Genomic DNA, 11,612 nt, shown 5'->3' with positions numbered 1-11,612 from the left:
ATCGTAACTAGTCATAAAAGTTTTTTAGGGCAAAGATACTAATTGTTGAGAAGCCCACATGATTTTATCGGTGAGCCGTTAAGTTATATCATTCATGAGAACAAGGCACAAAAAAAGAGCGAATCATTCCGCTCCACCTTTAAAGAATCCCCATAAATGGGATTCTTCTTTTCTTCATCTTTCATTTACTCTTTACCTGAAAACATCTTTTTTCCTAATACCTAATCAAAACAATCTTTTTCCTAAAAACTAATCTTTAAATCTAATACCCTAATTTTATAAACTAATACCTTCATATATTATCTTTTTCCTAATACCTAAAAAACTTAGTAGTTTCACAACTACGCTGCAAAGTTAGAGCTGTTTCGGAAAATGACAAGAGCTATAATCTAAAAAATCAAATTCCGGCCTTTTTTTTTGATTTATATCAAGAAGAAGGGCAACTTTAACACTTGGCGTTCTAGTTCTATCCATATTCCGACCGATTTTAAAGTAGCAAAAAGAAAGCATAAGCGAGTATATTTGGGCAGAGAATAGACATTTTGAAAAGGAATCGAGACATCTAAAACACAGTCAGGCCATCAATATCGAACAAACTGTATATTTCTAAACCCAAATTACGGCGATTTTTTCAACGAAGCCGGACCGCTCCCCGAATTTTCGGAAGCAAAAAGGACATGGAGATATATTTCTCACAACTTTTCCGTAACTTTGCACCGTTTGATAATAAATAAGATAGAATGGATTTTAAGTACGACGTAATTGTAATTGGTGCCGGACATGCTGGTTGCGAAGCGGCAGCCGCTGCTGCAAATTTAGGTTCGAAGACTTGTCTCATTACGATGGACATGAACAAAATCGGGCAGATGAGTTGCAACCCTGCTGTGGGTGGAATTGCCAAAGGACAAATAGTACGCGAAATAGATGCGCTGGGCGGACAGATGGGGTTGGTGACAGACGAGACAGCTATCCAGTTCCGGATACTGAACCGCTCGAAAGGCCCCGCCATGTGGAGCCCCCGTGCCCAATGCGACCGCGCCAAGTTTATCTGGTCCTGGCGGGAGAGACTGGAAAATACACCCAACCTTCATATCTGGCAGGATACCGTATGTGAACTTCTTGTTGAAGACGGCGCAGTGACCGGACTGGTTACCGCGTGGGGTGTCACCTTCAAGGCAAAATGTGTTGTCCTCACCGCAGGAACTTTCCTCAACGGACTGATGCACATAGGACGCCACCAGTTGCCGGGCGGAAGAATGGCAGAACCGGCTTCTTACAAATTAACCGAATCCATCGCCCGCCACGGCATCACTTACGGAAGGATGAAAACCGGAACCCCGGTACGAATCGATGCGCGCAGCGTTCATTTCGATCAGATGGAAACGCAGGACGGTGAATGTGACTTTCACAAATTCTCTTTCATGGATACCAGTGTACGCCACTTGAAGCAACTGCAATGCTGGACATGCTATACTAATGAAGAGGTACATCAGATTCTACGTGACGGACTGCCGGATTCTCCCCTATTCAACGGACAAATTCAAAGTATCGGGCCACGTTATTGCCCGAGCATTGAAACGAAGATTGTAACTTTCCCCGACAAGACACAGCATCAATTGTTCCTCGAACCGGAAGGCGAAACAACACAGGAGTTGTATCTCAACGGATTCTCTTCCTCGCTTCCGATGGACATACAAATTGCCGCTTTAAAGAAAATACCGGCTTTCAAGGATATGGTTATCTATCGTCCGGGATATGCGATTGAATATGACTATTTCGACCCGACGCAGTTAAAGCACACGTTGGAATCGAAGATTATCGGGAATTTATTCTTTGCCGGACAAGTAAACGGTACTACCGGATACGAAGAAGCAGGCGGACAAGGATTGATAGCCGGAATCAATGCGCATATCAATTGCCACGGTGGCGAAGCCTTCACACTGGCACGCGATGAAGCATATATCGGCGTATTAATCGATGACTTGGTAACCAAAGGCGTTGACGAGCCTTACCGGATGTTTACTTCACGCGCAGAATATCGTATATTGCTACGTATGGACGATGCCGATATGCGCCTGACCGAACGAGCCTATAAACTCGGATTGGCTAAGGAAGACCGCTTTCAATTAATGAAAGGAAAAAAGGAAGCAGTGGAACAAATTGTTTCTTTCGCACACAGTTATTCGATGAAACCGGCATTAATTAATGATGCCCTCGAAAAGATTGGAACAACTCCCCTACGCCAAGGATGCAAACTGATAGAAATCCTGAATCGCCCGCAAGTGACAATTGAAAATATCTCGAAATATGTGCCGGCATTTCAACGCGAACTGGATAAAGCGACCGAAGCCAACCAAAAGCGTAAAGAAGAGATTCTCGAAGCTGCCGAAATTCTAATCAAATATCAAGGATATATCGACAGAGAACGAATGATAGCAGAGAAACTGGCAAGACTGGAAAGCATCAAGATTAAAGGCAAATTTGATTATGCTTCCATCCAATCTTTATCGACCGAAGCCCGGCAAAAGCTGACAAAGATAGATCCGGTAACGATTGCCCAGGCGAGCAGAATCCCGGGAGTATCACCAAGCGACATCAACGTACTGCTGGTACTTTCCGGACGATAACCGCCAACGTTTCACGTGAAACAAAGCATTTAAATAAACGATATAATTCAATGATTATGAGCAAAGAAACGCTGATTAAAAGCATTCGGGAAATACCGGATTTTCCTATTCCCGGAATCCTGTTCTATGATGTCACCACTTTATTCAAAGACCCATGGTGCCTACAGGAATTATCGAACATCATGTATGAAATGTATAAAGATAAAGGCATCACCAAAGTGGTAGGTATAGAATCAAGAGGCTTCATCATGGGACCTATCCTGGCTACCCGGCTGAATGCAGGTTTCATCCCTATCCGGAAACCCGGCAAACTTCCCGCCGAAACGCTTGAAGAAAGCTATGACAAGGAGTACGGAAAGGACACTGTGCAAATACATAAAGACGCATTGGATGAAAACGACGTAGTTCTCCTACACGATGACTTACTGGCAACAGGCGGCACCATGAAAGCAGCCTGCGAACTGGTAAGGAAGCTGAAACCAAAGAAAGTATATGTGAACTTCATCATCGAATTGAAAGACCTGAATGGAAAATCTGTATTCGGAGATGATGTAGAAGTAGAATCTGTATTGTCTTTATAAAGGATTTGATTATATTTGCAAGGCGTAGTTGAACTACGCCTTTTTTATTTTAGATATCCCTCAGCACTAACGATCATGAATGCAGAAATGGAAAGCAGAACCAATGAATATTTAAAAGGAATCGTAGCCAACCTTCCCGAGAAGCCGGGCATCTACCAATATCTGAATACGGAAGGGACGATTATCTACGTTGGAAAGGCGAAAAATCTAAAGAAAAGAGTCTATTCCTATTTCAGCAAGGAGCACGAACCGGGAAAGACGCGAGTGCTTGTCAGCAAGATTGCCGATATACGCTATATCGTAGTCAATACGGAAGAAGACGCATTGCTGCTGGAGAATAATCTGATAAAGAAGTATAAGCCACGTTACAATGTCCTGCTGAAGGACGACAAGACATATCCTTCTATCTGTGTACAAAACGAGTATTTCCCCCGGATTTTCCGAACCAGAAAAATTATCAGAAACGGGTCTTCTTATTATGGGCCGTATAGTCATATCCCGTCTATGTATGCGGTACTGGATTTGATAAAACATCTGTATCCTTTACGTACTTGCAATCTGAACCTGAGTCCGGAGAATATACGGGCGGGGAAGTTCAACGTATGTCTGGAATATCATATCAAGAACTGCGCAGGTCCCTGTATCGGGTTGCAATCACACGAAGATTATCTTAAAAACATCGATGAAATCAAGGAAATCCTGAAAGGAAATACACAAGACATCAGTCGTATACTACTGGAAAAGATGCAGGCATTGGCAGCCGAAATGAAGTTTGAAGAGGCGCAGAAAGTGAAAGAGAAATATCTGCTGATAGAGAATTACCGTTCGAAATCCGAGGTGGTAAGTTCTGTATTACATAATATCGACGTGTTCTCTATCGAAGAGGACGAGACTAATTCGGCTTTCATCAATTATCTGCATATCACAAACGGCGCCATCAATCAGGCTTTCACGTTCGAATATAAAAAGAAGCTGAACGAATCGAAAGAGGAGCTTTTGACGCTTGGTATTATTGAAATGCGGGAACGCTACAAAAGCCAATCCAGAGAGATCATAGTGCCTTTTGAACTCAATTTGGAGTTAAATAATGTCGTATTTACCGTTCCACAGCGGGGAGATAAGAAGAAGTTGCTGGAACTATCCATCTTAAACGTGAAGCAATACAAGGCCGACCGGCTGAAGCAGGCGGAAAAACTGAATCCTGAGCAGAGAAGTATGCGCCTGATGAAGGAGATACAACAGGAACTACACTTAGAAAAACCGCCTTTGCAGATTGAATGTTTCGATAACTCAAACATACAGGGGGCGGATGCGGTAGCGGCATGCGTTGTATTCAAAAAGGTGAAACCATCGAAGAAAGACTACCGGAAATACAATATAAAGACGGTTGTGGGACCGGATGACTACGCTTCCATGAAAGAGGTTGTCAGAAGGCGTTATCAACGCGCTATTGAAGAAAACTCCCCACTGCCCGACCTTATTATCACCGATGGTGGAAAAGGGCAAATGGAAGTTGTCAGAGAGGTTATTGAAGACGAACTGAACCTTAATATTCCCATTGCAGGATTGGCGAAAGACAATCGCCACCGCACATCAGAACTGCTTTTCGGATTTCCGCCACAGACTATCGGTATCAAGCAGCATAGTCCGTTGTTCCGTCTGCTGACGCAGATTCAGGATGAGGTGCACCGTTTTGCCATCAGTTTCCATCGTGATAAACGCAGCAAACGACAAGTTGCGTCCGCGCTGGATAGCATCAAGGGAATCGGAGAAAAGACGAAAACCGCCCTTTTGAAAGAGTTTAAGAGCGTAAAACGGATAAAAGAGGCTTCTTTAGAAGAGATTAGCGCCATCATTGGAGAAGCGAAAGCCAAGACCGTAAAAGTGGGATTGAACGATGACACAAGCCGAAAATAAATAACGCAGATTCGATATAAGTCCGGCAACTCCACTCTCCTGTTTCTGGAAGGTGGAGAAGCCTGCAGACCACTCGGATATCAAATAAGAAACTGGCAGAATAGAACCGGGCTATATTTCTACCGTTGAAACTTCCGGCACAGTTCTATAATATTTTCCCTTCAATACATCGTTTTCTCTTCCGAATTTCGTAAATTTGCCTTTCGTAATTACGAAATAAGATAAATAACAATGCGAATAGTTATACAACGGGTAAGTCGTGCATCAGTGACCATTGAAGGGAACTGCAAATCAGCTATCGGAAAAGGAATGTTGATATTGGTCGGCATCGAGGAAGCCGACGGGCAGGAAGACATTGACTGGCTCTGCAAAAAGATAGTAAACCTACGTATTTTCGACGATGAAAACGGGGTTATGAATAAGTCAATCTTAGAAGATGGAGGCGAGATTCTCGTCGTCAGCCAGTTCACCCTGCACGCTTCTACGAAAAAAGGGAACCGCCCTTCTTATATCAAGGCAGCCAAGCCGGAAGTTTCTATCCCACTCTACGAGCGATTTTGCAAGGACTTGAGCAGTGCATTGGGAAAAGAAATAGGCACGGGAATCTTCGGGGCAGACATGAAAGTCGAACTTTTGAACGACGGCCCTGTTACTATATGCATGGATACTAAAAACAAGGAGTAAAAGATGACTTTGGAAGAAGCTCAAAAACAAGTAGACCAATGGGTCAAGACATACGGTGTACGCTACTTCAGCGAATTGACAAATATGGCGGTCCTGACGGAAGAAGTAGGTGAACTGGCACGTGTAATGGCACGCAAATATGGCGACCAATCCTTCAAAGAGGGAGAAAAAGACAACCTTGACGAAGAGATAGCGGACGTACTCTGGGTGCTTCTCTGCATCGCCAACCAGACAGGCGTAGACCTCACCGCTGCCCTGCAAAAGAGCATGGACAAGAAAACGAAACGAGATAATCAAAGACATATCAATAACCCAAAACTGAAAGAGCATGGAAGAGAATAGCCTACGGTCCAACAAGTATGAAGCCGCATTGGCAAAGTACAATACCAACCTGAGCGATGCTGACATTCAGGCGCGCGTAGCCGAATTAATTGAAAAAAAAGTGCCCGAAAACAATACGGAAGAAGTTAAGAAATTCTTGTTCAACTGCATCGACCTGACGACTTTGAACAGCACGGACAGCGATGAAAGCGTGATGCGCTTTACGGAAAAAGTCAATAAGTTCGACGATGAATACCCCGATTTGAAGAATGTCGCAGCTATCTGCGTTTATCCTAATTTTGCCGCTATCGTCAAGAATACGCTGGAAGTGGACGGTGTCAATATCGCTTGCGTATCGGGCGGATTTCCCTCTTCCCAAACCTTCATCGAAGTTAAAGTCGCAGAGACTGCGCTGGCTATCGGAGATGGTGCGGACGAGATAGATATTGTAATCTCCATAGGCAAATTCCTGAGCGGTGACTACGAAGGTATGTGCGAAGAGATACAGGAACTGAAAGAAGTATGCAAGGAACGCCACCTCAAAGTTATCCTCGAAACAGGCGCTTTAAAGAGTGCTTCCAACATCAAAAAAGCCTCTATCCTATCCATGTATTCAGGCGCGGATTTCATCAAGACATCCACAGGAAAGCAACAGCCCGCCGCTACTCCCGAAGCCGCTTATGTGATGTGCGAAGCCATCAGGGAATACTACCAGAAGACAGGAAACAAGATTGGTTTCAAGCCGGCAGGCGGAATCAACACAGTCAACGACGCGATTATTTATTACACCATTGTCAAAGAAGTGCTGGGTGAAGAATGGCTGGACAACCGACTGTTCCGCCTGGGAACCAGCCGCCTTGCCAACCTGTTGCTTTCGGATATCGAAGGCGAAGAAATCAAGTTCTTCTAGGAACCAAAGACTACATTAGCAATCAAATATGCCTCACCGCGCTGGCTGCCGTTCTTACGGAAGCCGACGCGGTATTTTTTATTTAAGAAAAACTAAAGATAGTTATTAGGCAATCAAGAAAATTCCTTATCCTTGTAAGTGATTCAGCGAGAAAAAAATATAGTTAACTAGTTATACTATAGAATGTTTCATTTATTACCAACTTCCTGAAATGCGGCAAAATCCAAAGTTATGAATGGTAATAAGCAAACGGGGCTCATACACCTTCATGTATATACTTTTGTTATATAGCGAACGGAGCGTGGGATTGTTGCTTGCGTATTATCATAACGGCTTGCCGAAGACTCAGGAAAATACATGGCAACAGTTCTCACGCTTTTTTTGTAAAATCTAATAGAAGTGCGAAGGATGGAGACACACATAAGAACCTTACGATTCAATTCTAATCCTCTGAATCTCTTTCTCGGCATACTCCCCTATCTGCTCCCGACAAGCACCGGAAATAATCATTTCTCACGATCTACCACATACTCTAAATAAGCACGCAACGCTACGCAAACATCCGAATCCGGCAGAGAAGCCAACAGGTCGAATGCTTTCTGTTTATACGCATTCATCGTCAGTATTGCATATTCGATGCCACCATTTTCTTTGACATATTCAATCAAACGGGTTATTTCATCCGAAGTAGCCGTGCCTTCCTTCACCTTGAGCGCAATCTCTTGCGCAACGCTGTCCTTCGTTTTGTTCAGCACATACAAGGCAGGCAGGGTCAGCTTGCCTTCAAGCATATCATTGCCTGTCGGCTTACCTATTTCCTTGCTATCAAAATAGTCGAATATATCGTCTTTTATCTGGAAGCAAATGCCGATATATTCACCCAACAAACGGGCAAATTCAGCCTCTTCCTCTCCCATTCCTACCGAGAAAGCAGCAGCTTTTGTGCAGGCAGCGAAAAGAGCGGCGGTTTTCTTACGGATGACATCGAAATAAACTGATTCGGAAAAACTGTGATTGCTTACATTGGAGAGTTGGAGCAACTCACCGTCGGCAAGGTCCTGTCCCAATGAAGACACCAGTTGGATGATAGGATGGCTGTGCGTCTGTTCGGCATGAACCAAGCTCGTAGCCAACAGATAGTCGCCTGTCAACACAGCTACCTTATTATTAAAAATAGCATTCACCGAGAGTTGCCCGCGACGTTCGGTACTTTCGTCTACAACGTCATCGTGCACCAGACTGGCTGTATGAAGCAGTTCCAGAGAAACAGCAGCATGAAGCGTGGAAGGACGGACCGCACCGTAAAGGCGCGCTACCAACAGAAGAAGAATAGGACGCATCATCTTACCACTCCTCTGCCGTATATGAGATACGACACTGTTGAGCAATGCATTCGAGCTGGAAAGTGAACTATCAAAAAGATTCTTAAAGTCCGCCAGTTCCGCTTCAATCGGAGTTCTGATGAGTGAGATACTGTCCATTTAATACACAATTTGACCACAAAAGTAATAATAAAACGCATAATACAGTATTTTTTTGTACTTTTACCATGAAAAATTAATTAAATCTATGGATTCAGATAATAAATTATTTCTTTTAGACGCTTATGCACTGATATACCGGGCGTATTACGCCTTTATCAAGAACCCAAGAATCAACTCCAAAGGATTCAATACTTCCGCTATCCTGGGCTTTGTCAACACCCTAGAGGAAGTACTGAAAAAAGAAAATCCGACGCATATAGGAGTGGCTTTCGACCCTTCGGGGCCCACCTTCCGTCACAAGGCTTTCGAACAGTATAAGGCGCAACGCGAAGAGACTCCCGAAGCAATCCGCCTTTCCGTACCTATTATAAAGGATATTATAAGGACATACCGTATTCCCATCCTCGAAGTGCCAGGCTATGAAGCCGACGACGTGATAGGAACTCTTGCCACCGAAGCCGGCAAGCAGGGCATCACCACGTATATGATGACGCCGGACAAGGACTACGGGCAGTTGGTGAGCGACAAGGTGTTCATGTACCGTCCCAAACATACGGGTGGTTTTGAAATAATGGGTATTGAAGAGGTGAAAACCAAGTTTGACATCCAGTCGCCCGCACAAGTGATTGACATGCTCGGTTTGATGGGTGACGCTTCGGACAACATTCCCGGCTGCCCCGGTGTAGGAGAAAAGACGGCACAGAAATTGATTGCCGAATTTGGCAGCATCGAAAATCTATTAGAGCATACCGACCAACTGAAAGGGGCACTGAAAACAAAAGTGGAAACGAACCGGGAAATGATTACATTCTCGAAGTTTCTGGCAACCATCAAAATTGACGTACCTATCCAACTTGAGATGGACGCACTCGTCCGCGAAGAGGCAGACGAAAATTCACTCCGCAGTATTTTCGAGGAATTGGAATTCAGGACTCTCATCGACCGCGTACTCAAAAAAGAGTCTCCCGCCCCTCTCCCACTTTTTCCCGAAAAAGGGGAAGCCATACAAGGCGATTTATTTGCAAATTTCACGACCAGTGAGCCGGACGAAGCAAAAAAATCAAATCTAGAGACGTTAGAATCGCTCGGTTGCAAATACCAACTCATTGATACTGAAGAGAAAAGACGAGAAATTATTCAAAAGTTGCTTACATCTGAAATTCTCTCGTTAGATACGGAGACTACCGGAACGGAACCGATGGACGCAGAATTGGTCGGAATGAGTTTTTCCATTGCCGAAAATGAAGCATTTTACGTGCCGGTTCCCGCAGAACAAGAGGAAGCGTTAAAAATCGTCAATGAATTTCGGCCGGTATTCGAAAATGAAAATTCGTTGAAGGTCGGACAAAATATCAAGTACGACATGATCGTTCTTAAAAATTATGGAGCGGAAGTGAAAGGCGCACTTTTCGATACAATGATTGCCCATTATGTTCTTCAACCGGAACTTCGCCACGGAATGGATTACCTTGCGGAAATTTACCTGCACTACCAGACAATCCATATCGACGAACTAATTGGACCGAAAGGAAAGAATCAGAAGAATATGCGCGACCTCGACCCGAAAGATGTCTATCGCTATGCTTGCGAAGATGCAGACGTGACATTGAAGCTGAAGAACGTATTGGAAAAAGAGCTGAAAGAAAATGATGCCGAACGGCTGTTCTATGATATAGAGATGCCACTCGTTCCGGTACTGGTCAATATAGAACGGAACGGCGTGCTACTGGATACGGAAGCGCTGAAACAATCGTCCGCCCATTTCACTGCACAGATGGAACGAATTGAAAAGGAGATTTATGAGCTGGCAGGCGAAACGTTCAATATCGCCTCACCCAAGCAAGTCGGCGAGGTATTGTTTGATAAACTAAAAATTGTAGAGAAAGCGAAAAAGACCAAGACGGGACAGTATGTCACTTCGGAAGAAGTGCTCGAAAGCCTTCGCCATAAACATCCGGTAGTAGAGAAAATATTGGAACACCGCGGCTTGAAGAAGCTATTGGGAACGTATATAGATGCCCTCCCCCTACTTATCAACCCGCGCACAGGACGGGTGCATACTTCTTTCAACCAGACGGTCACCGCTACGGGACGCCTCAGTTCGAGCAGTCCGAACTTGCAGAATATCCCCATCCGCGATGAGAACGGGAAAGAAATCCGCAAAGCATTCATTCCCGATGAAGGCTGCCTTTTCTTCTCTGCGGACTACTCGCAGATTGAATTGCGTATTATGGCACATCTCAGCGAGGATAAGAACATGATTGACGCTTTCCTCAGCAATCATGATATCCATGCTGCCACGGCTGCGAAAATCTACAAAATTGACTTGAATGATGTAGGCTCCGATATGCGCCGCAAAGCCAAGACCGCCAATTTCGGCATTATATATGGTATATCTGTCTTCGGTCTTGCCGAACGGATGAACGTAGACCGGAAAGAAGCCAAAGAACTTATCGACGGATATTTCGAAACCTATCCGGATGTGAAGGCTTACATGGATAAAAGTATCCAGGTAGCCCGGGAAAAAGGCTATGTAGAAACGATTTTCCATCGGAAACGCTTCTTGCCGGACATTAATTCACGAAATGCCGTTGTGCGCGGATATGCAGAACGGAATGCAATAAATGCGCCTATCCAAGGAAGTGCGGCGGATATTATCAAGGTAGCCATGGCACGCATTTACCAACGGTTCCAGGCGGAAGGAATACAAGCGAAAATGATTTTGCAAGTACATGACGAATTGAACTTCAACGTTCCTGTCAACGAGAAAGAACGCGTGGAAGAAATCGTTATCGAGGAAATGGAGAAGGCATATCGCATGCACGTTCCCTTGAAAGCTGATTGCGGATGGGGTAAGAATTGGCTTGAAGCACATTAGAAACAAGTAATGTACACACTACTTATATAGTGCATACCAACAAAACAGGAACCGGAGTGAGTAATAACATTATTTAACCCGATATCCATAAAGCTATAAAAAGGAACACTTCCCCAACGAAGTGATTCATTCTATGAGGGTGTGTCAAAAGCTCAAAAACGCCCTCAATATAAATCAAAACTCGCAACTTTAGTGAAATACACTTAAGCT

General features: G+C 44.3%; 8 protein-coding genes. 7 read left to right on the top strand and 1 reads right to left on the bottom strand.

Annotated elements, in window-relative coordinates:
* Positions 1–740: 740 nt before the first annotated feature.
* From mnmG to deoC, 6 genes are all read left to right on the top strand, one after another.
* Entirely contained in the window at positions 741–2,627 is a 1,887-nt protein-coding gene (gene mnmG, locus NSB03_RS18605) for a tRNA uridine-5-carboxymethylaminomethyl(34) synthesis enzyme MnmG (RefSeq protein ID WP_257420938.1), read from the top strand.
* A 50-nt stretch (positions 2,628–2,677) separates the two neighbouring features.
* Entirely contained in the window at positions 2,678–3,208 is a 531-nt protein-coding gene (locus NSB03_RS18600; RefSeq protein WP_128824494.1) for an adenine phosphoribosyltransferase, read from the top strand.
* A gap of 75 nt (positions 3,209–3,283) precedes the next feature.
* Complete coding sequence (gene uvrC, locus NSB03_RS18595; protein ID WP_024988593.1) at positions 3,284–5,125, top strand: excinuclease ABC subunit UvrC; 1,842 nt, start codon at positions 3,284–3,286, stop codon at positions 5,123–5,125.
* A 231-nt stretch (positions 5,126–5,356) separates the two neighbouring features.
* Positions 5,357–5,809 (top strand): D-aminoacyl-tRNA deacylase, encoded by a 453-nt coding sequence (gene dtd, locus NSB03_RS18590; RefSeq protein ID WP_024988592.1) that lies wholly within the window; start codon positions 5,357–5,359, stop codon positions 5,807–5,809.
* Positions 5,810–5,812: 3 nt separating this feature from the next.
* Positions 5,813–6,151: a nucleotide pyrophosphohydrolase gene (locus NSB03_RS18585; RefSeq protein WP_024988591.1), complete on the top strand. Its 339-nt coding sequence runs from the start codon at positions 5,813–5,815 to the stop codon at positions 6,149–6,151.
* Positions 6,138–7,040, top strand: coding sequence for a deoxyribose-phosphate aldolase (deoC, locus tag NSB03_RS18580; protein ID WP_024988590.1), 903 nt, complete (start codon positions 6,138–6,140; stop codon positions 7,038–7,040). The genes NSB03_RS18585 and deoC overlap by 14 nt, the downstream gene beginning before the upstream one ends.
* Positions 7,041–7,546: 506 nt before the next feature.
* Here deoC and NSB03_RS18575 read toward each other — a convergent pair.
* Positions 7,547–8,521, bottom strand: coding sequence for a polyprenyl synthetase family protein (locus NSB03_RS18575; protein ID WP_024988589.1), 975 nt, complete (start codon positions 8,519–8,521; stop codon positions 7,547–7,549).
* 88 nt (positions 8,522–8,609) lie between these two features.
* On the opposite strand from NSB03_RS18575, the gene polA reads away from it, so the two are divergent.
* Positions 8,610–11,402, top strand: coding sequence for a DNA polymerase I (gene polA / locus NSB03_RS18570; RefSeq protein ID WP_257466571.1), 2,793 nt, complete (start codon positions 8,610–8,612; stop codon positions 11,400–11,402).
* The last annotated feature ends 210 nt before the right edge of the window (positions 11,403–11,612 follow it).

This window comes from Bacteroides acidifaciens, from assembly GCF_024623065.1.
In the GTDB taxonomy this organism is placed as follows: domain Bacteria; phylum Bacteroidota; class Bacteroidia; order Bacteroidales; family Bacteroidaceae; genus Bacteroides; species Bacteroides acidifaciens.
This window is presented reverse-complemented; position numbering and strand designations above follow the sequence as displayed.

Bases quoted from the DNA above. Each gene is read 5' to 3' on its own strand.
- mnmG (WP_257420938.1), top strand. From the start codon at position 741: ATGGATTTTAAGTACGACGTAATTGTAATTGGTGCCGGACATGCTGGT.
- NSB03_RS18600 (WP_128824494.1), top strand. From the start codon at position 2,678: ATGATTATGAGCAAAGAAACGCTGATTAAAAGCATTCGGGAAATACCG.
- uvrC (WP_024988593.1), top strand. From the start codon at position 3,284: ATGAATGCAGAAATGGAAAGCAGAACCAATGAATATTTAAAAGGAATC.
- dtd (WP_024988592.1), top strand. From the start codon at position 5,357: ATGCGAATAGTTATACAACGGGTAAGTCGTGCATCAGTGACCATTGAA.
- NSB03_RS18585 (WP_024988591.1), top strand. From the start codon at position 5,813: ATGACTTTGGAAGAAGCTCAAAAACAAGTAGACCAATGGGTCAAGACA.
- deoC (WP_024988590.1), top strand. From the start codon at position 6,138: ATGGAAGAGAATAGCCTACGGTCCAACAAGTATGAAGCCGCATTGGCA.
- NSB03_RS18575 (WP_024988589.1), bottom strand. From the start codon at position 8,521: ATGGACAGTATCTCACTCATCAGAACTCCGATTGAAGCGGAACTGGCG.
- polA (WP_257466571.1), top strand. From the start codon at position 8,610: ATGGATTCAGATAATAAATTATTTCTTTTAGACGCTTATGCACTGATA.